Here is a 23632-nt window from a genome sequence, read left to right as displayed (position 1 = left end):
TGCGGCCCGGTTTGGTGGGTAGGGCGTTGGCCGAGGCTATTCTCGACACATGAGTGATCCCGGCGCCGCCGCCCGCATCAGTCCGCTGCAGAAGGCTGTGTGGTGGGCTCAGGACTATGTGTACGCCGCGGGCTGGCAGGTCCGCGGATTCCTGTCCCGCGTGCAGCCGGAGTCCTTCCGCAACGGCACCAAGGCGCCCGTGCTGATCATCCCCGGAGTGTACGAAAACTGGCAGTTCATGATGCCGCTCATCCAGGCAATCCACGATGCCGGGCATCCCGTGCACGTGGTGACGGTGCTTCAGCGGAACAAGCTCAAGGTGCCGGACGCCGCCAGGCTGGTGGCCCAGCACGTGGAGGAGGCGGGGCTGCACAATGCCATCCTGGTGGCGCACAGCAAGGGCGGCCTGATTGGCAAATACACCATGCTGTCCCTGGATCCCGAGCACCGGATCGACCGGATGATCGCCGTGTGCGCCCCCTTTTCCGGATCACGCTACGCCCGCTACATGCTGCTGCCCAGCCTGCGGATCTTCTCCCCGCGGAACCCGCTGACGCTCCAGATGTCCCGTGAACTGACCGTCAACAGCCGCATCACGTCCCTGTACGGGCCGTTCGATCCGCATATCCCCGAAGGCAGCGTCCTTCCCGGTGCCACGAACATCGAACTGCCGGTGGCGGGCCACTTTCGTATCCTGGGGGACCCCGCGACGGCCCGGATCATCGTGCAGCAGCTGGACCTTCCTGCCTGACGGCGCTGCGTGGCCGCACGCGCGGTAAAGGCCGTGCTCCCCCGGAAAGCGTGGGCTTTCCGGGGGAGCACGGCCTATCATTTTTGGGCTTTCCTAGCCGTCGGTACCTGCGGGGGTGGTGGTAGCCGTGTAGCCCTCAAGCTTGAGTGCCGCCAGCGCGTACTTCTGGTCGAACGTGTCGGCGATGTTGACCTTGGACGTGTCCACCCCGATGGTCTTCTCCTCATCGAACACTGTCTTCGGGCCACCGGCGGGCATGATGCCGTCCGGGAGGAACTGGCCCTTGTCCTGGTCGAGGGCCTTGACGTAATCGTCCTTGCTGATGGTGCTGTTCTGGACGAAGGCCGGTGGCAGTTTGTCCGCAATTTCCTGGGCTGAGTGGGTGCTGATCCAATGCATGGTGTCCACCAGCGCGTCCACTACCTTCTGGGCTTCATCCTGGTGGCTGTTCACCCAGTCGGTCTGGGCGAGCAAACCCGCCGACGGCAGCGTGCTGCCAAGGGCCGCTTTGGCGCCGTCCGCCGACGCAAGGTCAATGGCCGGGACCGCCAGGTTTTTCGATTCCAACGCGCCGACCGTCGGCTGGGTGGTCATCACGCAGTCCGCGGAGCCGCGCTGGATGGCGGCGATGGCCGTGGCACCGGCGCCCACGGCAATGGTGTGGTAATCGTTCTTGGACAGGCCGGCCTTGGACGCGATGAACTGGGTGAGCTCGTCAGTCCCTGAGCCGAGGTCCGTCACGCCGACGGTCTTGCCCTTGAGGTCGGCGCCGGAGTGGACATTGGCGTTGGGGCTGCACATGATGCGCTCGCCGGGGGCGCCGGACAGCTGGATGAGGTTGGTGACCTTCTTGCCCTTGGCCTGGAAGTCCACGGTGTGGATGTACCAGGCTCCGGCCATATCCACCTGTCCGGACGCCATGGCTTCCTCAGCACCAACGCCGCCCTGCTGCTCGGTGGAGAGTTCCATCTTGACCCCATACTTCTCGTAGTAGCCCAGCTGTTGCGCCAACTGGTAGGGGAGGTAGATCTGCTTGTCGATGCCGCCCACCATCATTTTCACTGTGGGCATGGTGCTGCTGTCAGCGGAGGCACTTCCGCTTGCAGAACCGCCGCTGGCTGCGGGGGTGGTGCTGTTGCCGCACGCTGCCAGGCTGAGGGCAACGGCTCCGGCAGCTGCGGCGGCAAAGATAGGGCGCTTCATCATCATTGTTGTACGCATCCTTTTGTTGGTCCCGTCAGGGACATGTTTTTTCTTGGTACTGCGGGGGGAAGGCTGTTCCGGGCTCAGATTGCCTGGGCCTCCGAGCGGTTCGGCGGACGCCACTTGAGGAGCCTGTGCTCAAGCATGTTGATCAGGGATTCGGCAAACAGGGTGACGACGGCGATGATCACCATGCAGGCGAAGACAGTGTTGGGGTCGAACGTTCCCTGTGCCTGGCTGATGATGAGGCCTATTCCTTTCTGTGCGCCGAGCACCTCGGCAACGAGGGCGCCGATGATCGCGAAGCCGAAGGCCGTATGGAGGCTGGCGATAATCCACGTCATGGCGGACGGGATGGTTACGTGCATCGCCACCTGGTAGGGCGAGGCTCCCAGTACCCGGACGTTCGCCACCAGGTTCTGGTCCACCTCGCGGACGCCCTGGAAGGCGTTGAAGAACACGACGAAGAAGACCAGCACGGCCGCGAGCAGGATTTTCGGGAAGACGCCCAGGCCGAATGCCACGATGAAGATCGAGCCGAGCACGATGCGCGGAATGGAGTTCACGATCCTGATGTAGGGGCCCACGACGGCGGACAGGTATTTGTTGGAGCCCAGGAGGATGCCCAGAACCACGCCCACGGTGGTTCCGAGCAGGAAACCCAGGAACGCCTCCTGTGCAGTGACCCCCAGGTTCTCCCAGATGGTGCCGAAGGCCGTGCCTTCAGTGAAGAGCCGGACCAGGCTGTCCCAGATCTCGGATGGCTGGCCGAAGAAGAACTTATCCACCCACCCTTCGGTGGTGAACCATTGCCAGCCGCCGACCACCGCGACGGCGAGGGCTATCCGGCCAATCCAGATGGACGTGGAGCGGCGGCGCGCTTTCAGCCGGCCCGCATCCTTCGCTGCTGCCTCTGTGTCCACTGCTTTTTCGCCTTTGCGCGTTTCATTGTGGGTAAGTGCCGTCATGCCGCACCTGCCGTCAGTGCGTACGCGCGCGTGACCTCATCCTTGAGGGATTCCCAGATGCGGCCCTGCAGGTCAAGGAACTGCTCCTCGTGGCGGATTTCCTGGACGTTGCCGCGGGGCCGGGGGAGGTCGATGTCGAAGACGTCCTTGATGGAACCGGGGCTGCTGGTCATGATGACCACCCGGTCGGAGAGTGCCACGGCCTCGTCCAGGTCATGGGTGATGAACAGGACCGACGGGCGCAGTTCCTCCCACAGCTTGAGGAGTTCGTTCTGCATGATGGCCTTGGTCTGCACATCCAGTGCTCCGAACGGCTCATCCATGAGCAGGATCCGGGGATTGTTGATCAGGGCAGCCGCCATGGCGACGCGCTTGCGCATGCCGCCCGAGAGCTGGTGCGGGTAGCGGTCCTCGAATCCGGCCAGCCCAACACGGCGCAGCCAGTCCCGGGCAAGGTCGGTGGCCTCCCGCTTTGGCATTCCCAGCAGGATGGGCCCCATCATGACGTTGCTGAGGACGCTCTTCCAGGGAAACAGCGCATCTGCCTGGAACATATAGCTCACACCGTTGGTGATGCCTTCGACCAGGTTTCCGCCGACCTTCACCGATCCCGCGCTGGGGTGCTCAAGGCCGGAGACCTGGGCCAGGGTGGTGGATTTGCCACACCCAGTCGGTCCGACGATGGAGCAGAACTGCCCGGCTTCGACCGTCATGCTCACGTCCCTGATGGCGGTGAAGGTCTCGCCCTTCGGCGTGAGGTAGCGCTTGGTCAGGCCCGTGACCTCAATGCGGGCGCCTTCTCCGGCTATATGGGGCAGGCCGGGCGGCCGGGCTGTGTGGGGTGTCTTCATTGCAAGACCTCGCTGTCTTCTGTTCATGTAGTTCAGGTTCGTGATGTGCATCACTGGAACTGTGTGAAGCTTAGGAAGTGATCATTCCGGCCAGAAAGACTTCAGTAAGATGTGTGCTTTAGCCGCAAAAGTGCACGTTTTGTGCATTTTCTGCTCCCCAATCAAAACCCTTCAGCAGGGGCCGGAATGAGCCAGGGATCCTGGGCCCGGCGGCGGTTCCGGACAGGTCGGCGATTTTCCACGCTGACAGCCCAAATCCTCCTGGCCTCGCTGTCGCTGCTGCTCTTCACGGTGGCTCTGGGTGGCTTCCTGTTTTCGATGGTCAGCAACCAGACCCTGGACCAGCAGTACCAGCTGCGGGCGCTGGGCATTGCGACAACCACCGCGCAGATGGCGGAAATCCGCTCCGCCCTCCCGGCCGGGGACCCTGACCACGTCATCAATGGAATCGCCCGTCAGGTCATGACTGCCGCCCGGCCTGACTACGTGGTGGTGACCGATACAGAGGGCACGCGCTTCTCGCACCCCGACCCAAGCCTGATCGGGCGCAGGCTGGAGGAACCGGTGGCGGTCCTGGACGGTCAAACCCACGTTGGTTTCGACCCCGGCAGCCTTGGCCGGTCCGCCAACGCCAAGGCTCCTGTCTTCGGTGCGGACGGCTCGGTGATAGGCCAGGTGTCGGTGGGTATCGAGGACACGCAGGTCCTCAGTAACCAGTTGCAGAACATCTGGCTGATCACGGGATTCTCCGCGCTGGTCCTGGCCCTGGGGGTGGCGGGGTCGCTGCTGCTTTCACGCCGGATCAAACGTGTCACCTTCGACCTGGAGCCGGCCGAGATCGCCTCCCTGTTGCAGGAACGGGAGGCGCTGCTGCACGGTATCCGTGAGGCCGTCGTCGGGCTCGATGACCACGGCAAGGTGACAGTGATCAATGAGGAGGCCCGGCGCCTCCTCCACCTGGAGGGGGAAGCTTTGGGGAAGCCCATTGCAGATCTGCTGCCGCACGGCCGGCTCCGGGACCTGCTCGCGGGCGGGCTCCCGGGGGCCGACCAGGTGGCGCTGACCGATGACGCCCTGCTGGTTGTCAACCGCATGCCCGTCTCCACCGCAGGCCGCAGCATCGGTTCCGTGGTCACGCTGCGGGACCGCACCGAGATCGAAAGCCTGGTGCGGGACCTGCATTCCATCCAGGGCCTGATGGAAGCGATGCGGGCCCTGGAACACGAGTACGCCAACCGGCTCCATATTGTTGACGGGCTGCTGGAGATGGGGGACCTGGAGCAGGCCAAGAGGTATGTCTCGCAGGTGTCAGCGATGTCCAGGTCGCTGGGTGAACGGCTGCGCGCCACCATCGCCCCGCCGGAGCTCGCGGCGCTGCTGCTGGCCAAGGTGGCGGTTGCCGCCGAACAGGACGTGCAGATGGAAGTGACCGAGGACTCCCGTTTGGAACATCCGGAAGTGGATCACGCAGAGCTGGTGACCATTGTGGGGAACCTCCTGGACAATGCTGTGGATGCGCTCGCCAATACGCCCAGGCCGCGCGTGGTGACGGTGCAGTTCGACGACGCGGACGGGGTCTTCATTGCCGTCAGGGACAACGGGCCCGGCGTCCCGGCGGACAAGATCGACCAGGTGATGGTGGACGGGTACTCCACCAAGGACTCCCGGCCGGGAATGCGGCGGGGCATCGGGCTTGCCCTGGTGAGCAGGATTGTGCGCAGGGCAGGTGGAACGCTGGATGTGTTCCCAGGGCCGGGCGGTAACTTTGAGGTATGGCTGCCGGCAAAGACGCAGGCAACGGTTGACGACAGGAGCGCACGCGTTGATTAAGACGCTCGTAGTGGACGACGATTTCCGGGTTGCGGGCATTCATGCTTCCCGGGTGGCGCGGGTGGAGGGGTTCGAGTGCGTGGGCCAGGTGTACAGCGCGGCCGCCGCGCGCGAGGCAATTGGGCGCCTGGACCCGGACCTGCTCCTGCTGGACATCCACCTGCCGGACGAAGACGGGCTTTCCTTCCTGCGGTCTTTGCAGGCGGCCGGCACGCAGGTTGACTGCATCGTGATCACGGCCGCCCAGGAATTGGCAACGGTGAAGTCCGCGATGGCCAGCGGAGCCGTCTACTACCTGGTCAAACCGTTCGGTTTCGAGCGCCTTCGTACCCAGCTGGAGGCCTACCGGAAGTGGCGGGAAGAGCTGGAATCGGTGTCGACGGCAAACCAGGCAACGATCGACAACCTGTACAAAGCGCGGCTGGCAGGGATCAAGGCTGCGGCCCCGGCACCGCGCCTGCAGCCAACAATGCAGAAAGTGTTCGACGCCGTCCGGGCAGCACGCAGGCCCGTCAATGCCGCCGAAATAGCCGAGCAGCTCGGGGTCAGCCGGCCAACGGCCCAGCGCTACCTGAGCACCCTGGAACGCAAGGGCCTCCTGGTCCTGGACCTCACTTACGGCAGCACGGGCAGGCCGCTGAACTCCTACACGGTTTCCTGAGCCGCGGGCACCCGGGCTGCCCAGTCGGCGCCTTCCGGTATCAGCGCAGCCCAGAACTGCTTGAAATTTCAAATACCTTGAGCATTTGTTGACTCTTTACCCCCTCGCGTCCTGAGGTTGCCCGGGCATTGTTGTCCGCAGCTGGACAAACCGAACCCATAAAAGTCCGGGTATCCACGATGAAGAACAGCACTCCAGGCACAGGCCGCCAAGCCTATAGCCCCTGATTCCTCCGGCCAGCTCGGCGGAAGAAGGTGCCGCTGCCTCCCCCCATGCAGTGGCACCGTCTCCCGCCGAGCTGGCGATCCACATCTTCATTTCCGACGCGCAGGTGCATTTCCGCTGCCGGCATGCGGGCCGCGAAAAGTAACAGGCTGCTCGAGGACGAATATCCGCGTCGGCGGGGGGTGCGCGTCGCTTCCGTGTCCCGCGGCAGGCAGCTGTAGCCCTTCCGTACACTGGCACCATGTCATGCCGAATCAGCGAACTGGTCCTGAACTGCTCAGACCCCGAGCTGCTGGCGCGGTTCTGGTGCGGCGTCCTTGGCTACGTGGAGCTCGACCGGGAGGACGGCGCGATTGAGATCGGGCCGCCGGACGCCGGATTCGGGGGAGCGCAGCCAACGATCTTCCTGAGCCCCAGCAGCAATCCACGGACGGGGCGGCTTCCGCTGCACATCGACGTCAACCCCGTGGACCGGGACCAGGATGCCGAACTGGAACGCCTGCTGGCTCTTGGAGCGCGGCCGGCTGATGTAGGGCAGACCGGGGACGAGCAGTGGCACGTCCTGCAGGATCCGGAAGGCAATGAGTTCTGCCTCCTGCGCAAGCGGCTGGATCCCCTGCCGTAAGGCTGGATCGAGGTATGACGCGGGAGGGAGTACCCGGCGGCGCCTGCTTCAAGACGCCGCCCGGGCACCTGTAACTATTCACACCGCGGCTCAAGCTGCCGGGTTCAATTCGCTCAAGGTCTGATCAGGATTTCCCTGCGCGGAGCATTTCTCGTGCCAGCCCAGCGGTGATACCCAACCCGGGGTGACCGGTCAGAGGCGCGGCGCGTCCCGCCGTCGCGCCGCAAACGCGAACAATGACGTAGTGGCAACGGTGGCCAGGTAGCCCGCGATCACAATCAGTGAGATCCCGGCCCAGAAGTAGTTGGTGGTGCTGGTCTCCTGCCAGGGGCTTGGCGCGATCCTGATCAGCGAATACACCGCGACGCCGGCCGAGGCGAGCCCGATCAGCACCGGCAGCGCGAGCCAGATCCGGGCAGAGCCGAGGTGTTGGCCAAACCCGTCCCACTCGTTCCAGGAGCCGCGGCGGAGGATCAGCCAGCCGGCCGGAATCATGAAGGCCCCCACCAGCAGGAAGGCAGCCACCACGTCGGCCGGGCGGTGCCACTGGTTGATCAGGGTGGACGCTCCCGAGGCGATGGCGAAGGTCCCCCCGACGAAGCCCGCCATGGGGCGCCAGCGCGGGGACGCCATGAGGAACACGGCGGCCGCAGCGGACGCCGCCAGGGTGGTGTGCCCGGAGGGCAGCGAGTTCAGTTCCAGCGTCAGTACGCCTTTGTCCGGGCGCGGCGGCAGCAGGTCCTTCAGGACCTGGGTGGCCACGTTGGCCGCTATGCAGGCGGCCACGGCAATCCCTGCCTCTGCCCAGTGCCGCCGGATCACCGTGACGAACAGCACCACGACGGCGGCCATCACCAGCGAGATGGTGGGCAGCCAATCGAGGAACTGGGTGGCAGCCTTGCCGGCAGGCCCATGGATGTCCACGGCTTCCACCAGGGCCGACTCATCGATGAACTGTCCGGTGGCCGTCTGGACAAAGAACCAGTAGGTGGCAACCAGGCCCGCAATGCACGCCACGGTGGACAGCACGAACAGGAACGCCGAGCCCGGGGCGGGGCGGGCCAGAGTCCTGGTGGGCAGTTGCCGTGAAGAAGTCATCGCGGTTAAGGGTGACACAAAAAACTGGAAGGCTGCTCAGGAAGCGGGCTTGACCGGGTCCAGGCGGGGGATGCTTGCGGCGGCCACCAGCAGCGCCAGGGCGGCCAGCCCGAACGGTAGCGCCGTGGCCGTGGCGATGCCGCCCACCAGCAGGGGTCCGCCGGCGTCGCCCAGTTCCCGGCCCAGTTCCGCGGAGCCCATGGTGCGGCCCATCCGCTCGGGTGGCGTGGTGTCCGCCAGGTGGGCGAAACCGAGCGGCGTCACCGCGCCGATGCCGGTTCCTATGCACGCCGCGGCCAGGAAGATGGTGACCACGCCGGGGGCGGCGGCCACCAGTCCGATGCCGGCGGCAATCAGCAGCAGGCCCGTCGTCGCGCCTCTATTGTCGGTGACGGCGTTCCGGTCCCGCAGCCTGCCGATCCACGGCTGGGTCAGGACGGAACCCAGCGCCACCACGCTGACCGCGGCCGTGCCCGCGAAGGCATCCATGCCGTGCCGCGTGGCCAGCGCCGGGAGGAAGCCGACGGCGGCGCCCAGGGCGCCCGTCGAGGCGGCCAGCACCAGCGTGGGCACCAGGAAACGGCGTTCGCCCACCTGGCGGGCGAGGTCCATCACCGTATACCGTTTCCGGGGCAGCGGCGCCAGGTGCGGCACGGACACCAGCACCCACAGCGCAGTCACGGCCGCCAGCGCCGACAGCGTGCCGAACAGCAGCGGGAAGCCGCCGGCCAGGATCAGCCCGGCTCCCAGCGGCGGCCCGACGATGTAGCCCAGGCTCTTCCACGATCCGTAGCGGCCAAAGTAGGTCCCAGCCTTGCCGCCCCGGGCCATCCTGGCCACCATCGCTGATGACGCCGGTGAAAACGCCGAGGCGGCCGCACCCTGTCCCAGCCTGGCCAGGGCAAGGACCAGGGGGTCCGCCGCCCCCAAACCAATCAGGGACAGCGCGGCGAAGGCAACGAGTCCGCCGACGACGACAGGCTTGGTTCCGACGCGGTCGCTGAGCGCTCCGAAGACCGGCTTCAGGAACACCTCCGCCACGTCGTAAAGGGCCAGCAGGATACCGAGGTTGAGCAGGGTCAGGCCGATGTTGCCGCTCTGCGCGCCCAGACCTGCGGCGATGCTGTGAGCCCCGAACGCGGTGACGAACCCTGCCGCATAGAGAGGCGCCGTGGCCTGCGCGCCGGGCGTCGGGTTGTCGGGGGTCATAGGTGGGACTTTAGTACCTTCACAAAATTGTGAAAACTTCGAAGACTTGAAGGATGAACGCGGTTGTCCAGACAGCAAACCTGCATAAGCACTTCGGTCAGGTCCGGGCCCTGGACGGACTGGACCTGGAGGTCAGGAGCGGCGAAATCCATGGCTTCCTGGGGCCCAACGGGGCCGGGAAGTCCACCACCCTCCGCGTTCTCCTGGGCCTCGCCAGGGCGACGTCCGGGTCCGTTAGCGTTCTTGGCTTCGAGCCGTGGACGCAGGCGGCAGAGCTGCACCGGCGGCTGGCCTATGTTCCCGGCGACGTCCGGCTCTGGCCCAATCTTTCCGGCGGCGAAACCATTGACCTGCTCTCCCGGCTGCGCGGCGGTACGGCGGACGGCCCCGCCTACCGGCGCCGCAAGGACCGCCTGTGCCGGGTGTTCGACTTCGACCCCGCCAAGAAGGGGCGCGCCTATTCCAAGGGCAACCGGCAAAAGGTGGCCCTGATCGCAGCCCTTGCCACCGAAGCCGAGCTGTACCTGCTGGACGAGCCCACCAGCGGCCTTGACCCCCTGATGGAGGAGGTCTTCCGCGGGGAGCTGCTGGCCGCCGTCGACCGCGGGGCCACCGTGCTGCTCTCCAGCCACATCCTGTCCGAGGTGGAAGTGCTGTGCCACCGGGTGAGCATCATCCGTGCCGGCAGGATTGTCGACGGCGGCACGCTGGAGTCCCTGCGCCACCTCACCAGATCCGAGGTCTCGTTCGCCGCGGACGGCCTGGAGCCGGAGGCCCTGGCCCGCCTTGCCGCGGTGCACGACCTGGCCGTCGACGCCGGCAGGGTCCGGTTCAGCGCCGATTCGGACCGGATTGCGGAAGTGCTCCCCGCCCTGGGCGCCTTGGGCGTGCAGGGCCTGACCATCGTGCCGCCGTCGCTGGAGGAGCTGTTCCTGCGGCACTACGGGGATGCGTCCGTCAGCGCCGGAGCCCCGGCCCAGCCGGTGGCTGAAGGCAACCATGGCGGGCGCCGGCACCTGCTGGGCGCGAGGGGGCGGAGCTGAAATGGCGGTCCTCCTGGTCCTGTGGGGGCAACGGCTGCGCCGGGACCGCTGGCAGCTGCTCAGCTGGGTGGTGGCCATCGGAGCCTTCGCGCTGTTCGCAGCCGCCGCTGTCACCCAGACCTACGGCAGCGTGGCCAGCCGTACCGAGATCCTGCAGGTGGCCATCGCAACCCCCGCCATCCTGATGCTGCGCGGGCTGCCCCGCGGCGCGGACCAGGGGGCCTTCACCTTCTTCCTGATCTATGCGTTCCTGGCACTGTTGGCCGGCCTGATGAGCACCTTCCTGGCGGTGCGCCACACCCGGGCGGACGAGGAAACCGGTGCAGCGGAACTGGTCGCTTCTACTCCCGCGGGCCGCCTGCTCCCCAACACCGCCACCCTGCTCCATGGCATCACCGCCAACCTCCTCGTGGCACTCGCGGTCTACGGCGGCTTCATGTCGCAGGGGCTGGAGCCCCATGGTTCCCTGACAGCCGGAGCCGCAACGGGCGTCGTCGGCCTCGCCTTCCTTGGCGTGGGACTGCTGGTGGCCCAGTTCATGGGGACCTCCCGCGGCGCCAACGGCGTGTCCGCTGCCGTGGTGGTCCTGGCCTACGTGCTCCGTGGGATCGGGGACGCCACGGGAACGCCGGGTGCCAGCGGGACCACCATGACCGAGGGGGCTGCCAGCTGGTTCTCTCCCATCGGCTGGGGCCAGCAGACGTTCGCCTTCTCGGGAGACAGGGCTTGGCCGTTGCTGCTGCCACTCGCGCTGGGCGCCGCCTGCCTTGGGGGAGCGTGGGTGATCCTCCGCACCCGGGACAGCGCGGCCAGCGTGTGGGGCACCAGGCCGGGACGAGCCGCCGCACGTCCCGGACTTCGAAGCCCGGTGGCCCTTGCCCTGCGGCTGCAGGCGGGCTCCATCATTGGCTGGGGCCTGAGCGGGCTGGCCCTGGGGTTGCTGGCGGGCTCACTGGGAAAGGCCATTGCCGCCGTCGACACCCCGGACACCAACATCACCGCCATGCTGCGCGCCATGCTCCAGTCCCAGGGGGCCTCGCTCACCCAGCTCATGGTTTCGGTGCTGTTCTCCATGGCCGGGGTCCTGGCCGCGGCCTGCGCACTCCAGGCCGTCATCAGGCTGCGCCAGGAGGAAGCGGCCGGAACCGCCGAACTCCTGCTGTCCGCCCCGGTGGGGCGGGTCCGCTGGCTGGCCGGGTACCTGGTGCTGGGCGCAGCAGCCGTGGTGCTGGTGGTGGGACTGGCCGGCGTCGGGGCCTGGGCCACGCTCGCCGGCTCCGGTGACGGGACCATGCCGGCAGATGCGCTCTGGCAGACCGCCGTGGCCCAGCTGCCGGCGGCGCTGATCTACCTGTCGGTACCGGCCCTGGTGTTCGTTCTCTGGCCCGTCGCTACCATCGCCGCCGGCTGGGCGCTGCTGGCCCTTGGCGTGGTGTTGGGAATCCTGGGGGCCATGCTGGGCATCGACCAAAGCCTGCGCGACCTGTCCCCATTCGCCCATACACCGGTCCCGCGGGGGGCTGCCACGGACTGGAGCGGTGCGTGGTGGATGCTGATGATTGCCGCCGCTGCAGGCGCGCTGGCGGTTGCAATGATGCGGCGGCGGGAGGTTGCCTCGGAATGAGCGCGGACACGGGCGTGGCCGATACGCAGACTCCGGAACTGACCGCCGCCGCTGCTGAAAGGACTGCTGCCGCCTTCGCCGCGGCCGGCTTCCCCAAGATGCCGGCACGGACGCTGCTGGCGCTGGTGTCCTCGGAACAGGGGAGCCTTACCGCCGCCGAACTCGCGGAGCGGCTGGGCGCCAGCGCCGCCGCCGTGTCAGGGGCCGTGCGCTACCTGCAGACTGTTGGGTTCGTCCACCGCGTCTCCCAACCGGGCAGCCGCCGCGACCTCTACGCCCTGCACGAGGATGAGTGGTACGTGGTGTCCATGCGGAACAGTCCCATCTACGACAAACTCGCGGAACTGACGGACGCCACAGCCGGAACCCTCCCCGAAGGCTCGCCGGCACGCAAACGGGTAGCGGAAATGGCGCGGTTCTACCGCTTCCTCAACTCCCGGCTGCCGGCACTGCTGGACGACTGGGAACGCGAGCGGGAGGGCGGGCAATGACCATCATCGACAACGCGGTCTACGTCAACGGACTGCGTACCGAGGACCCGGAGGACCTGGACGAGACCTACTTCCTGCTCCGCCAGCGCGAGGGAATGGCATGGATAGGCCTGTACCGGCCCGACCCGGAGGAACTGCAGTCCGTGGGGGAGGAATTCGATCTCAACGCCCTGGCCGTTGAGGACGCCCTTGCCGGCCACCAGCGGGCCAAGCTGGAGCACTACGGCGAGTGCCTGTTCCTGGTGCTGCGCCCCGCCCGGTACCGCGACGACGAGGAGAAAGTGGACTTCGGCGAGATCCACGTTTTTGCCGGCGACGAGTACGTGGTCACCGTCAGGCATGCCGAGTCCCCGGACCTGGCCAAGGTCCGCCGGCGCATGGAGTCCATGCCGGAGTTCCTGGCCCTGGGGCCGGACGCCGTGCTGTACGGGATTTTGGACCAGGTGGTGGATGAATACGAGCCGGTTGTGGCCGGCCTGGAGAACGACATCGACGAAATCGAGGACGACCTGTTCGGGGCCGATCCGGACGTTTCCCGCAGGATCTACGAACTGTCCCGCCAGGTCATTATCTTCCAGCGGGCCACGAGTCCGCTCTCGGGAATCCTGCAGGCCCTGATGGCCGGAACCCCGGACCGCGAGCAGGCCGGCGAGCTTCGGGACCACTACCGGGATGTCCTGGACCACGTAATCCGGCTCAACGAGCGCGTAGCCTCCTTCCGGGCCCTGCTCCAGAACGCGCTCGCCGTCAACGCGGCCCTGGTGGCCCAGCGGCAAAACGATGAGATGCAGCGCATGACCGAGTCCAGCTTTGAGCAGAATGAGCAGGTGAAGCGCATATCCTCCTGGGCTGCCATCCTTTTTGCTCCCACACTGGTGGCGTCCATCTACGGCATGAACTTCACCAATATGCCCGAACTGACGTGGACGTATGGCTACCCCTATGCGCTGGGCCTGATGGTGGCCATGGGTTTCGTCCTGTACCTGGCGTTCAAGCACAACAAGTGGATCTAAGACGGCGCTGATCCCCTCTTCCCAGCTTCTTGCCCTACTATGGGCTACTAAATCCTAAGCTTGCTTAGTATTTGAAGGCCGATGAGGGAGGATAAGGATGACGTCGAAAGCAGTTGTGCCTGAGGAAGTGCCTCCTCCCCAGAAGTCCCGCCTGCGCCGCTTCGGCTCGCTGCTCGGTCCCGGACTGGTGACCGGAGCAGCGGACGACGATCCGTCGGGTATTGCCACTTACGCAAAAGCCGGCGCGACGTTTTCCAACGGAATGCTGTGGACCGTGCCGGTGACGCTGCCCATGATGATGGCCGTCCAGGAGATCTGCGACCGCACGGCGCTGGCCACCGGCGAGAGCCTGGGCAGGCTGGCCCGGCGCAAGTTCTCCCGCCGCCCCCGGGTGGTGATTGCCGTGCTGATCGTCGCCCTCCTGGTCGGCAACATCCTCAACGCGGCGGCGGACCTGATGGCGATCGGGCAGGGCATGGAGATGCTCGGCGCCGGGCCCGACCACCTGTGGAGCGCCATCGCCGGGGTTGGGATCGCGGTTGCGCTCATGAGTGGATCGTTTGCCGCCATCGCAAAAGTCTTCAAATGGCTGTGCGTCACGCTGCTTGCGTATGTGGCGGTCCTGTTCGTTGCCAATGTCAACTGGCCCGACGTGCTGGAGGGCCTGCTGGGACTGAAATTCAGTTTCGCCCCGGAGTACCTGGGCCTGATCGTCGCTGTCCTGGGCACCACCATCTCGCCCTACCTGTTCTTCTGGCAGAGCGCACACCGGGTGCAGGAACTGCGGGCGGAGGAACATGGCGGCGAGGAAGCCGTGGGACTGAAGGACCGGCCGGACGCTGCTGCCGCTGCCCATACCCTGCGGAAAGCGCGGGCGGACGTTTTCATCGGCATGGTCTTTTCCGTCCTGGTGATGTTCTCGATCATGGCGGCCACCGCGGCAACCCTGGGCAAGGACGGCACGGACGTGAACACCGCGGCCGACGTGGCCAAAGCCCTGCAACCGATAGTGGGACCGGCCGCCACGTTCCTGTTCGCCGCCGGGTTCATCGGCACGGGCGTCCTGGGCGTGCCGGTGCTGGCCGCCTCCGGCGCAGCCGGACTCGCCGGCCTGCTGGGCAAGGACTGGGGCCTTGACCTCAGCCCCCGGCGCGCCCCCTTGTTCTACGCCCTGCTGGGCGTAGGCATGGTTGCCGGTGTCCTCATCAGCTTCTTCTCAACCGACCCCATCGGGCTCCTGGTCTTCAGCGCCACCGTCAATGGCATCGCTGCGGCCCCGTTCCTGGTGGTCACCATGCTGATCTCCAGGGACAAAGCCATCATGGGCGATTACAAAAACGGCCGGCTCGCCGCCACCCTGGGCTGGTTCACGGCGGCAGTGATGCTGGTGGCCGGCAGCATCGGCGTCTGGACCACCCTTACCGGAGCCTGACCGCCTGGCTGGACTGCGTCGTCGTCCGCCTTTACGAGCAGCATGCAACGAAACCCGACCGACCCCCCACCGAAAGTGAGTGACCATGGACCACAACGAAGCGCCGTTGCTGGACGCACTGGACAGCTACCACAAGTTGGACCGCTACGGCTTCACACCGCCGGGCCACCGGCAGGGGCGCGGGGCTGACCCGCGCGTCCGGAACATCCTGGGGCCGGACACTTTTCGTGCCGACGTCCTTGCCTCGGCAGGACTGGACGACCGCTCGTCATCCGGCGGGTATTTGAAGAAGGCTGAACAGCTCATGGCCGATGCCGTGGGTGCGGACCAGGCCTTCTTCTCCACCTGCGGCAGCTCACTGTCGGTGAAGGCAGCCGTCATCGCCGTGGCCGCCGGCAAAGGTGATCTGCTGGTCAGCCGCGATGCGCACAAATCCATCACCGCCGGGCTGGTGTTCTCCGGCATCCAGCCGCGCTGGATCCGGCCGCGCTGGGACCCCAACCTGCACATTGCCCACCCGCCGTCCCCCGCGGACGTGGAGGAGATGTGGGAGCGGTATCCGGATGCCGCCGGCGCGCTGATCGTCAGCCCCACACCCTACGGCACGTGCGCGGACATCGCCGCCATCGCCAAGATATGCCACGACCGCGGGAAACCCCTGATCGTTGATGAGGCCTGGGGCGCACACCTGCCCTTCCATGAAGGCCTGCCCACGTGGGCGATGAGCGCCGGCGCTGACGTATGCGTGGTGTCGGTGCACAAGATGGGTGCCGGTTTTGAGCAGGGGTCGGTCTACCACCTCCAGGGGGACCTGGTGGACGCCGCGCACCTGTCCCAGTGCGCGGACCTGTTGATGACCACCAGCCCCAACGCCATCCTGTACTCGGCCATCGATGGCTGGCGCCGCCAGATGGTCCAGCACGGGAAAGAACTGCTTAGCAACGCCCTGGACCTTGCCAAGAGGCTGCGCAGCGACATCGACGGGCTCCCCGGGATCCATGTGCTCGAGGACGAGCTCCTCGCCGAGGAATCCTCGCACGACCTGGACCTGCTGCAGATTCTCATGGACCTTTCGGGGCTGGGGATCAGCGGCTACCAGGCGGCGGACTGGCTGCGGGAAAACTGCCGGATCGACATGGGGCTCAGTGACCACCGCCGCATCATGGCAACCATGTCCATGGCCGACGACGACGCCTCCGCAGAGCGGCTGCTGGCGGCGTTGCGCGCGCTCATCGACGCCGCTCCGTCACTTCCGGCCCCTCCGGAGGTTTCCCTGCCCTCGCCGTCGGACCTGGAACTGGAATCCGTGGCCCTGCCGCGGGACGCCTTCTTCGGGCCCCGCGAGGATGTGCCGGCACGGGAGGCTGTGGGACGGATCGCCGCGGAGCAGATCACCCCGTATCCGCCGGGTATCCCGGTGGTTGTTCCCGGCGAACGGATCAACGAGGCCATCGTGGAATACCTGGAATCGGGGCTGAAGGCGGGCATGGTTCTGCCCGACCCTGCCGATCCGTCGCTGGGCACCATCCGGGTGGTGCGGGAGTAGGGGCGGCGTCCCCGGCGTACAGTAAACGGCATGCCCAACACCGGTCTCCCGCCTGCTCCTGGCTTGCCCGCCCCTCGGCTCGAGGAACTGCTGGCGGGCGCGCACGTGGTGAGCCTGCCCATGAGGGTAAAGTTCCGCGGCATCATGCAGCGCGAGTCCCTCCTGCTCCGCGGCCCCATGGGGTGGGGGGAGTTTTGCCCGTTTCCCGAATACGGCGACGCCGAGGCCTCACGCTGGCTGGCCGCCGCCATCGAGGCAGGGTGGCAGGGCTTCCCCGCCCCTCTGCGTGACAGCATTCCCGTGAATGCCACGGTGCCCGCCGTCTCCGCGGACCGGGTGGCGGAGGTGCTGGCCAGGTTCGGCCGGGTGGACGCGGTGAAGGTCAAGGTGGCCGAGCAGGGACAGTCGCTGGACGACGACGTCGCCCGGGTCCATGCGGTCCGCGCCGCGCTGCCGGCTGCGGCCATCCGTGTGGACGCCAACGGGGGCTGGGACGTGCCGGGCGCCGTGGCGTCACTGACCCGGTTGGCGCCGGTGGGGCTCGAGTATGCCGAGCAGCCGGTCCCGTCTATCGAGGGTCTGGCAGAGGTCCGGTCCCTGTTGCGGGCCGCCGGGACACCCGTGCTGATCGCGGCGGACGAGAGCGTCCGCAAGGAAACCGACCCCCTCAAGGTGGCACGGGCCGGCGCCGCCGACCTTCTCGTGGTGAAGGTGGGACCGCTAGGGGGAGTGCGGCGCGCCCTGGACATCGTGGCACACGCCGGACTTCCCGCCGTCGTGAGCTCCGCCCTGGACACGTCCGTGGGCATCCGCGCCGGCCTGGCGCTCGCTGCCGCCCTTCCCGAACTGCCTTACGCCTGCGGCCTGGGAACGGTGTCCCTGTTCGAATCGGACATCACCCTTGACCCGTTGGTGGCGGACGACGGCGCCATCCGCCTCCGGGACGTTGCCGCCGACGCCGGGCTGCTTGAGCGGTTTGCGGCTCCCGCGGAACGCCGGGACTGGTGGCTGGACCGGCTCCGCCGCGTCCATGCCCTCCTCACCCCATCGATTGCTGAGTAAATGTCGTTCTGAGGTGCCATAACGACAAGTACTCAGCAGTCGATCGCGTTCATTCCTTCGCGGGGAGGCGGTTGCCACCCCAATAGGACCTTTCACAGGTTTCTTTCAGCCTTTTCATGGGTTAACCTCAGATTCATCTGAAGGCCGTCGTTATTTCAGAACGGGCTGGAAGGGTGAACGGGCACCCAAAAGACATTCCTTTGAAAGGTTCCCCATGTCTGAAACTGCCCGCAAATTCACCCTGCTGCCCATGCTCGGCCATACCAAGGGCAAGCGCAGCCCCGTTACATGCGCACTCAAATGCGACAACGCCTGCGCCGGCGAGGTCTGCAACACCAGTTCCAACAGCTACTTCCGCGACATCGCCTCCACCACCCTGTCCCGCCGCGCCGCCCTGGGCCTGGGCGCCGCCGGTGCTCTCGCCGTCGTCCTCGGTTCCGCCGTGACTTCCAACGAACCCGCCTCCGCCGCCGGCCTGTCCAAGGCCGCCAAGGAAGGCTTCGGCAACTCCAAGCTGCAGTTCACCGCCATCAAGCCGGTGGACAAGGCCGTTGACGCGTTCACCGTGCCGGAGGGCTTCACCTGGCAGCCCATCATCCGCTGGGGTGACCCGCTGTTCAGCGATTCCCCTGAGTTCGACCTGGACAACCAGACAGCGGCAGCCCAGGCGCGCCAGTTCGGGTACAACAACGACTACACGGACATTGTGGAAATCCCCGGCAGCAAGGGCCGCCGCGCCGTGCTGTTCACCAACCACGAGTACACCAACGAAAACATCATGGTTCCCGCCGGCTACGACGCCGCCGAAACCCGGGCCATCGGCCGCGCCGCCCACGGCCTTGCCGTCGTGGAACTGGAACGCAAGAACACCACCAAGCCGTGGACCTACGTCAAGGGCGCGCCGCTGAACCGCCGCTACCTCTCCGACACCACCTACGAGCTGACCGGCCCCGTTGCCGGCTCGGCCCTCGTCAAAACTGTCGCCGATCCCTCGGGCCGCGCCATCAAAGGCACGTTCGGCAATTGCTCCGGCGGCACCACACCCTGGGGCACCATCCTCTCCGGCGAGGAGAACTTCAACGGCTACTTCGTGGCCGGCGGCACCTCGGCCGGCGACAAGCGCTACGGCCTCACCGCCAAGCCCACCGCCCGGCAGTGGGAACTGGACGACCCCCGCTTCGACACCCGCAACCCGGGCTACGGGAACGAGGCCAACCGCTTCGGCTGGATCGTGGAAGTCGACCCGTTCGACCCCACCTCAACCCCCAAGAAGCGCTCCGCCATGGGCCGGTTCAAGCACGAGGGCGCCAACGTGATCGTGGCCGAATCCGGCCACGTGGTGGCCTACATGGGCGACGACGAGAAGTTCGACTACCTCTACAAGTTCGTCTCGGCGGATAAGTACATCGAGGGCGACCGCAGGCACAACATGAACCTGCTGTCCGAGGGGGACTTGTACGTCGCCAAGTTCACGGGCAATTCACCGGCAGCCGAGATTACCGGAACCGGGGCGCTGCCCTCCGACGGCGCGTTCGACGGCACTGGCGAATGGCTGCCCCTGGTGGTAGGCGGTAAGTCGGCCGTCCCGGGCATGTCCGTCGAGGAGGTCCTGGTCTACACCCGCCTGGCCGCCGACAAGGTGGGCCCCACCAAGATGGACCGCTGCGAGGACGTCCAGCCCAGCCTGCACACCGGCAAGGTCTACGTGGTCTGCACCAACAACTCGGACCGCGGCACCGGGACCAAGGAAGGTGCCACGGAGGTCAACCCGCGCACCCAGAACCGCGACGGGCACATCGTGGAGATCACCGAAACCGGCGATCAGGCCTCCACCAAGTTCAACTGGACCCTCCTGATGGTCTGCGGCGATCCCGCGCAGGGCGATGTCACCTACTTCTCCGGCTACCCGGCGGACAAGGTCTCGCCCATCTCCTGCCCGGACAACGTGGCCTTCGACTCCGTGGGCAACCTCTGGATCTCCACCGACGGCGCCCCCTCCGGCATCGGTTACAACGACGGCCTCTTCAAGGTCACCCTTGACGGTGCCGAGCGCGGCAAGGTGGAGCAGTTCCTTTCCGTCCCCCGCGACGCCGAAACCTGCGGCCCGGTCATCCACGACGACGAGCGCACCGTGTTCGTCTCCGTGCAGCACCCGGGCGAGGAAGGCACCTTCGAGGCACCGCACTCCTTCTTCCCGGACTACGTCCCGGCAGGCACGACGCCGGCACCCGGCAAGGTGCGCGCGCCCCGTCCCGCCGTGATCCAGGTGTTCCGCGGCTAGTCTCGTTGCTCTATCACTTATGGTCCCCAAAACCCCGGTTTAGGGACCATAAGTGATAGGGCATCCGGGGCGGGGCGTTGGAGGGTGGCAGACTGGTTGGGTGACTTTGCCGAACGAACCTGCACCGGACACCTCCGCCGACACCGTGCCCGGAAGCTCCACCGAACCTGCCGGCGCCGCGCCTGAGTTGAGGGCGCTTGCTGCAGCGCGGATCGCCGTCGAAGTCCTGCTCGACGGCGGCGTGCGGCACGTGGTGGTATCGCCGGGTTCGCGATCGGCCCCCATGGCCTACGCACTAACCGAGGCGTCCGCCGCCGGCCGGGTGGACCTGCTGGTCCGGATCGATGAGCGGTCCGCAGGCTTCACGGCGCTGGGCCTTGCCCTGTCTACCGGCTCCCCGGTGGCCGTCCTCACCACGTCAGGGACCGCCGTCGGGAACCTGATGCCTGCAGTGATGGAGGCGAACCACGCCGCCGTCCCGCTGATCGTCCTGTCTGCGGACCGGCCTGAGGAACTGCGGGGGACGGGCGCCAACCAAACCACGGTGCAGCCGGACCTGTTCGGCGAGCAGGTGAGGTTCGCCGCGGATGTTCCCGCCGGGAGCAGTCCCGAGCGCGCCATCCAAACCGGACTTTCCGCGGCCACGGGCGCGTTCCCCGACCTGCCTCCGGGCCCGGTCCAGCTGAACCTCGCGTTCCGTGACCCGCTGGTTCCTTCGGCGGAAGAGGGCCTGCCGGAGGCCGTGGAGCGGCAGCATTACCGGGTGGGCACCGAACCGCTGGTCATGAACCTCCCGCCGGCACCGGAGACCCTGCCGGAACGGCGGACCGTGGTGCTGGCAGGGCATGATGCCGGCCCAGTCGCCGAAGCGTTCGCCCGCGCCCATAACCTCCCTCTGCTGGCCGAACCGTCCTCCAATTCCCGCTTCGGCCCAAACGCGGTAGGCCCGTACCGGCTGCTCCTGGAGCATTTTGGGCCGGACTCGCCGCAGCCGATCGAACGCGTGGTGCTGTTCGGGCGGCCCACACTGTCCCGGCCCGTGGCCCACCTCCTGGCCCGCGCCGATGTTGAGGCAGCGCTGTACCAGCCGGTTCCCGTCGCCTGGTACGAGGCCGGCCGCCGCACCGAACTGCCGCTGGAAAACCTCGCCGACCTCGCGGATTTTGCCGGCCGCGGCACCTCCGAGTGGCTGGACACGTGGCTCCTGGCCGGATCTGCCGCGCAGCATGCGCTGGACCAAGTGGTATCCGCCGAGGCCGCCGCCACCGGGCTTTCGGTTGCTTCCCTGGTCTGGAGAAATGCCCGCGGCCAGCTGCTGCTGGGTTCCTCCAACGGCATCCGCGATGTAGACCTCGCGGGCCTGCCTGCCCCCGATCCCGCCGCCACCGTCTATGCCAACCGGGGCCTGGCCGGGATCGACGGCACCATTTCCACCGCCACCGGCATCGCGCTGGGCGGACGGCAGGAGACCACCGTCCTGATGGGCGATGTCACCTTCCTGCACGACGCCGGCGGCCTCCTCCTCGGCACGGGGGAGGAGCAGCCGGACCTGCGCATCGTGGTCCTCAACGATGCCGGGGGCGCCATCTTCGGGCTGCTCGAACACGGGGGAGTGGAGGAAGGCGGACACTACGGGGACGCCGTCGAGCGACTCTTTGGCACCCCGCACTCCGTGGACATCGCGGCACTCGCCGCAGCGTACGGCGTCGGACATTCCCTGGTAAGTACGACGGCGGGACTCGCCGAGGCGCTGGCCCGCCCCATCCAGGGGCGCAGCATCGTGGAGGTCCGCACGGACCGCCGGTCGCTGCGGCAGTTGCACGCAAGGATAAAGGATGCCGTGTCCGCCGCCGTGGAGGCCGTGCTTTCCGGGCAGTAGCAACGACGCGCAAAATTCCCCATGACGCGGAAATGCCCTGTCGCTGCCGGAATACCGGCCGCGACAGGGCATTTGCGCGTCGAAACTGCGGAACCGCGTCAGAGCACGCGGCTCAGGAACTCCTTGGTGCGTGCGTGCTGCGGGTTGGCGATGATCTCGCGCGGATCGCCCGACTCCACCACCACACCGCCGTCCATGAAGGTCAGGGTATCGCCGACTTCACGGGCGAAGCCGATCTCGTGGGTCACCACGATCATGGTCATGCCCGACTTTGCCAGGTCCTTCATCACGTTCAGGACATCGCCCACCAGCTCCGGATCGAGCGCCGAGGTGGGCTCGTCGAAGAGCATGAGCTCCGGCTCCATGGCCAACGCCCGGGCGATGGCAACCCGCTGCTGCTGGCCGCCCGAGAGCTGTGAGGGGTAGTGTCCGGCGCGGTCACCGAGCCCCACCCGGTCCAGCAGCTCGAGGGCACGCTTCTGCGCCACGGACTTGGACTGGCCCTTCACGTGCACGGGTGCTTCCATGACGTTCTGCAGCGCGGTCTTGTGCGGGAACAGGTTGAAGCGCTGGAAGACCATGCCGATCTCGCGGCGCTGGGCGGCGATCTCCTTGGTCTTCAGGTCGTGGAGCTTGCCGTTGACCTCGCGGTAGCCGATCAGCTGGCCGCCTACCGAGATCCGGCCGGCGCTGATGGTTTCCAGGAGGTTCACGCAGCGCAACATGGTGGACTTGCCGGAACCCGAAGGTCCGATCACCACCGACACCTCGCCCTGGTTGACGGTCATGTCGATGCCCCGGAGCACATGGTGGTGCCCGTAGTACTTGTGGAGGCCTTCGATCTTCACCAGCGGCTTTACTGCTGTGATCGTCATCGTGCACTCTCCTCGGGGAAGTCCGTCTTCATTGAGCGGTGCGCGTCGGCGCCGGCACCTGCGGCCTTCGCCGCAGCCGGGTTCACCGCTGCGGGGGCGGCGTTGTCCACGCCCTTGCCGTAGTAGGCCTCAAGGTAATGCTGGCCGACCATCAGGACGCTGGTAACCAGGAGGTACCAGAATGCCGCAACGATCAGCAGCGGAATGGGGAGGTAGATGCGGTTCGCAAGGGCGTTGGTGGCGAACGTCAGGTCCAACGTGAACGGAACCGCGAGGACCAGCGAGGTGGTCTTCAGCATGCCAATGGTTTCGTTGCCGGTGGGCGGAACGATGATCCGCATGGCCTGCGGCAGGATGATCCGCCACATGATCTTGCCCTTGGACATGCCCAGCGCCTCGGCGGCTTCCTGCTGGCCCTTGTCCACGGACTTGAGGCCGGCCCGGAAAATCTCCGCGAGGTAGGCGGATTCGTTGAGGCCCAGGCCGAGGATCGCGGGGATCAGCCCCTTGCTGGGATCCGACAGTGCGTAGCTGAAGAGTTCCGGTCCAAACGGGATGCCCAGGGTAATGGCAGGGTAGAGAACCGTCACCAGGCCCCAGAACACGAGCTGCGTGTAGACAGGCGTGCCGCGGAAGAACCACACCCACACCCAGCTGGTCCAGCGGAACACCGGGTTGTCGGACTGCCGCATGACGGCCAGCAGGATGGCGAGGACGATGGCCAGCACCATGGACGCGACCGTCAGTAGGAGGGTCCACCCCACACCCTGGACGACTTTTACGTCCAGGATGTAGGTGCCCACAACATCCCAGCGGAAGTTGGGGTTGGTGAACAGGCTTTGCAGGAATCCTGCAACCAGCAGAAGGATGATGATGGCGCTGACCCACCGGCCGGGGTGGCGCACCGGTACTGGGTTGTTCAGTATCGGTGCATCCCGATGTTGGTGTTCCATGTGCACGCCTGA

General features: G+C 66.7%; 20 protein-coding genes. 13 read left to right on the top strand and 7 right to left on the bottom strand.

Translation table 11 applies throughout. The features are described from left to right. Positions 1 to 49 precede the first annotated feature (49 nt). Positions 50 to 751 carry an esterase/lipase family protein gene (locus J2X98_RS04490; RefSeq protein WP_307304679.1) on the top strand — a complete coding sequence of 234 codons (702 nt, stop codon included), beginning with the start codon at positions 50 to 52 and terminating at the stop codon, positions 749 to 751. A 93-nt stretch (positions 752 to 844) separates the two neighbouring features. Here the strand turns inward: J2X98_RS04490 and J2X98_RS04485 are convergent, their stop codons facing one another. The 3 genes from J2X98_RS04485 to J2X98_RS04475 form a co-directional block, all read right to left on the bottom strand. Beyond that, positions 845 to 1960: an ABC transporter substrate-binding protein gene (locus tag J2X98_RS04485; protein ID WP_307304676.1), complete on the bottom strand. Its 1116-nt coding sequence runs from the start codon at positions 1958 to 1960 to the stop codon at positions 845 to 847. A 77-nt stretch (positions 1961 to 2037) separates the two neighbouring features. Continuing rightward, entirely contained in the window at positions 2038 to 2922 is an 885-nt protein-coding gene (locus J2X98_RS04480; protein ID WP_307304672.1) for an ABC transporter permease, read from the bottom strand. Further along, positions 2919 to 3773, bottom strand: a complete 855-nt coding sequence (locus tag J2X98_RS04475; RefSeq protein WP_307304669.1) for an ABC transporter ATP-binding protein — start codon at positions 3771 to 3773, stop codon at positions 2919 to 2921. The genes J2X98_RS04480 and J2X98_RS04475 overlap by 4 nt, the downstream gene beginning before the upstream one ends. A gap of 186 nt (positions 3774 to 3959) precedes the next feature. Here J2X98_RS04475 and J2X98_RS04470 point away from each other — a divergent pair, with 186 nt between their 5' ends. From J2X98_RS04470 to J2X98_RS04460, 3 genes are all read left to right on the top strand, one after another. Further along, positions 3960 to 5603: a sensor histidine kinase gene (locus J2X98_RS04470; RefSeq protein ID WP_307304666.1), complete on the top strand. Its 1644-nt coding sequence runs from the start codon at positions 3960 to 3962 to the stop codon at positions 5601 to 5603. Further along, on the top strand, positions 5596 to 6264 hold the full coding sequence (locus tag J2X98_RS04465) for a response regulator (RefSeq protein ID WP_307304664.1): 669 nt from the start codon (positions 5596 to 5598) through the stop codon (positions 6262 to 6264). The genes J2X98_RS04470 and J2X98_RS04465 overlap by 8 nt, the downstream gene beginning before the upstream one ends. Before the next feature lie 466 nt (positions 6265 to 6730). Then, positions 6731 to 7114 (top strand): VOC family protein, encoded by a 384-nt coding sequence (locus tag J2X98_RS04460; protein WP_307304661.1) that lies wholly within the window; start codon positions 6731 to 6733, stop codon positions 7112 to 7114. Positions 7115 to 7306: 192 nt separating this feature from the next. On the opposite strand, the gene J2X98_RS04455 is transcribed toward J2X98_RS04460, so the two are convergent. Both J2X98_RS04455 and J2X98_RS04450 read right to left on the bottom strand, forming a co-directional pair. After that, positions 7307 to 8212: a phosphatase PAP2 family protein gene (locus tag J2X98_RS04455; protein WP_307304659.1), complete on the bottom strand. Its 906-nt coding sequence runs from the start codon at positions 8210 to 8212 to the stop codon at positions 7307 to 7309. A 36-nt stretch (positions 8213 to 8248) separates the two neighbouring features. Beyond that, positions 8249 to 9421 carry an MFS transporter gene (locus J2X98_RS04450; protein ID WP_307304657.1) on the bottom strand — a complete coding sequence of 391 codons (1173 nt, stop codon included), beginning with the start codon at positions 9419 to 9421 and terminating at the stop codon, positions 8249 to 8251. Positions 9422 to 9474: 53 nt separating this feature from the next. On the opposite strand from J2X98_RS04450, the gene J2X98_RS04445 reads away from it, so the two are divergent. From J2X98_RS04445 to menD, 9 genes are all read left to right on the top strand, one after another. Next, positions 9475 to 10464 carry an ABC transporter ATP-binding protein gene (locus J2X98_RS04445; protein WP_307304655.1) on the top strand — a complete coding sequence of 330 codons (990 nt, stop codon included), beginning with the start codon at positions 9475 to 9477 and terminating at the stop codon, positions 10462 to 10464. A gap of 1 nt (position 10465) precedes the next feature. Next, positions 10466 to 12088: an ABC transporter permease gene (locus J2X98_RS04440; protein ID WP_307304653.1), complete on the top strand. Its 1623-nt coding sequence runs from the start codon at positions 10466 to 10468 to the stop codon at positions 12086 to 12088. Continuing rightward, the gene (locus tag J2X98_RS04435) at positions 12085 to 12579 is read left to right on the top strand and encodes a GbsR/MarR family transcriptional regulator (RefSeq protein ID WP_307304650.1); all 495 of its coding nucleotides are present in this window, start codon (positions 12085 to 12087) and stop codon (positions 12577 to 12579) included. The genes J2X98_RS04440 and J2X98_RS04435 overlap by 4 nt, the downstream gene beginning before the upstream one ends. Continuing rightward, positions 12576 to 13592: a magnesium/cobalt transporter CorA gene (corA, locus tag J2X98_RS04430; protein WP_141942967.1), complete on the top strand. Its 1017-nt coding sequence runs from the start codon at positions 12576 to 12578 to the stop codon at positions 13590 to 13592. The genes J2X98_RS04435 and corA overlap by 4 nt, the downstream gene beginning before the upstream one ends. Before the next feature lie 97 nt (positions 13593 to 13689). Then, positions 13690 to 15024: an Nramp family divalent metal transporter gene (locus J2X98_RS04425; protein WP_307304646.1), complete on the top strand. Its 1335-nt coding sequence runs from the start codon at positions 13690 to 13692 to the stop codon at positions 15022 to 15024. A gap of 85 nt (positions 15025 to 15109) precedes the next feature. Then, positions 15110 to 16570: an aminotransferase class I/II-fold pyridoxal phosphate-dependent enzyme gene (locus tag J2X98_RS04420; protein WP_307304645.1), complete on the top strand. Its 1461-nt coding sequence runs from the start codon at positions 15110 to 15112 to the stop codon at positions 16568 to 16570. A 30-nt stretch (positions 16571 to 16600) separates the two neighbouring features. Further along, positions 16601 to 17632, top strand: a complete 1032-nt coding sequence (locus J2X98_RS04415; RefSeq protein WP_307304644.1) for an o-succinylbenzoate synthase — start codon at positions 16601 to 16603, stop codon at positions 17630 to 17632. Positions 17633 to 17846: 214 nt separating this feature from the next. Continuing rightward, positions 17847 to 19913: a PhoX family protein gene (locus tag J2X98_RS04410; protein WP_307304640.1), complete on the top strand. Its 2067-nt coding sequence runs from the start codon at positions 17847 to 17849 to the stop codon at positions 19911 to 19913. 100 nt (positions 19914 to 20013) lie between these two features. Continuing rightward, positions 20014 to 21792 (top strand): 2-succinyl-5-enolpyruvyl-6-hydroxy-3-cyclohexene-1-carboxylic-acid synthase, encoded by a 1779-nt coding sequence (gene menD / locus J2X98_RS04405; RefSeq protein ID WP_373460827.1) that lies wholly within the window; start codon positions 20014 to 20016, stop codon positions 21790 to 21792. Between the two features lie 98 nt (positions 21793 to 21890). On the opposite strand, the gene J2X98_RS04400 is transcribed toward menD, so the two are convergent. Both J2X98_RS04400 and J2X98_RS04395 read right to left on the bottom strand, forming a co-directional pair. Then, positions 21891 to 22667, bottom strand: a complete 777-nt coding sequence (locus J2X98_RS04400; RefSeq protein ID WP_307304637.1) for an amino acid ABC transporter ATP-binding protein — start codon at positions 22665 to 22667, stop codon at positions 21891 to 21893. Then, complete coding sequence (locus J2X98_RS04395; RefSeq protein ID WP_307304634.1) at positions 22664 to 23620, bottom strand: amino acid ABC transporter permease; 957 nt, start codon at positions 23618 to 23620, stop codon at positions 22664 to 22666. The genes J2X98_RS04400 and J2X98_RS04395 overlap by 4 nt, the downstream gene beginning before the upstream one ends. Positions 23621 to 23632 lie beyond the last annotated feature (12 nt).

It is taken from the genome of Pseudarthrobacter enclensis (assembly GCF_030811655.1).
GTDB lineage: Bacteria > Actinomycetota > Actinomycetes > Actinomycetales > Micrococcaceae > Arthrobacter > Arthrobacter enclensis_A.
The sequence above is the reverse complement of the archived record's forward strand: the minus strand, read 5'-3'. Positions and strand labels throughout refer to the sequence as shown.

What these genes read in the sequence shown, in the direction of transcription:
- J2X98_RS04490 (WP_307304679.1), top strand. Translation starts at nt 50, where the DNA reads ATGAGTGATCCCGGCGCCGCCGCCCGCATCAGTCCGCTGCAGAAGGCT.
- J2X98_RS04485 (WP_307304676.1), bottom strand. Translation starts at nt 1,960, where the DNA reads ATGATGATGAAGCGCCCTATCTTTGCCGCCGCAGCTGCCGGAGCCGTT.
- J2X98_RS04480 (WP_307304672.1), bottom strand. Translation starts at nt 2,922, where the DNA reads ATGACGGCACTTACCCACAATGAAACGCGCAAAGGCGAAAAAGCAGTG.
- J2X98_RS04475 (WP_307304669.1), bottom strand. Translation starts at nt 3,773, where the DNA reads ATGAAGACACCCCACACAGCCCGGCCGCCCGGCCTGCCCCATATAGCC.
- J2X98_RS04470 (WP_307304666.1), top strand. Translation starts at nt 3,960, where the DNA reads ATGAGCCAGGGATCCTGGGCCCGGCGGCGGTTCCGGACAGGTCGGCGA.
- J2X98_RS04460 (WP_307304661.1), top strand. Translation starts at nt 6,731, where the DNA reads ATGTCATGCCGAATCAGCGAACTGGTCCTGAACTGCTCAGACCCCGAG.
- J2X98_RS04455 (WP_307304659.1), bottom strand. Translation starts at nt 8,212, where the DNA reads ATGACTTCTTCACGGCAACTGCCCACCAGGACTCTGGCCCGCCCCGCC.
- J2X98_RS04450 (WP_307304657.1), bottom strand. Translation starts at nt 9,421, where the DNA reads ATGACCCCCGACAACCCGACGCCCGGCGCGCAGGCCACGGCGCCTCTC.
- J2X98_RS04445 (WP_307304655.1), top strand. Translation starts at nt 9,475, where the DNA reads ATGAACGCGGTTGTCCAGACAGCAAACCTGCATAAGCACTTCGGTCAG.
- J2X98_RS04440 (WP_307304653.1), top strand. Translation starts at nt 10,466, where the DNA reads ATGGCGGTCCTCCTGGTCCTGTGGGGGCAACGGCTGCGCCGGGACCGC.
- J2X98_RS04435 (WP_307304650.1), top strand. Translation starts at nt 12,085, where the DNA reads ATGAGCGCGGACACGGGCGTGGCCGATACGCAGACTCCGGAACTGACC.
- corA (WP_141942967.1), top strand. Translation starts at nt 12,576, where the DNA reads ATGACCATCATCGACAACGCGGTCTACGTCAACGGACTGCGTACCGAG.
- J2X98_RS04425 (WP_307304646.1), top strand. Translation starts at nt 13,690, where the DNA reads ATGACGTCGAAAGCAGTTGTGCCTGAGGAAGTGCCTCCTCCCCAGAAG.
- J2X98_RS04420 (WP_307304645.1), top strand. Translation starts at nt 15,110, where the DNA reads ATGGACCACAACGAAGCGCCGTTGCTGGACGCACTGGACAGCTACCAC.
- J2X98_RS04415 (WP_307304644.1), top strand. Translation starts at nt 16,601, where the DNA reads ATGCCCAACACCGGTCTCCCGCCTGCTCCTGGCTTGCCCGCCCCTCGG.
- J2X98_RS04410 (WP_307304640.1), top strand. Translation starts at nt 17,847, where the DNA reads ATGTCTGAAACTGCCCGCAAATTCACCCTGCTGCCCATGCTCGGCCAT.
- J2X98_RS04400 (WP_307304637.1), bottom strand. Translation starts at nt 22,667, where the DNA reads ATGACGATCACAGCAGTAAAGCCGCTGGTGAAGATCGAAGGCCTCCAC.
- J2X98_RS04395 (WP_307304634.1), bottom strand. Translation starts at nt 23,620, where the DNA reads ATGGAACACCAACATCGGGATGCACCGATACTGAACAACCCAGTACCG.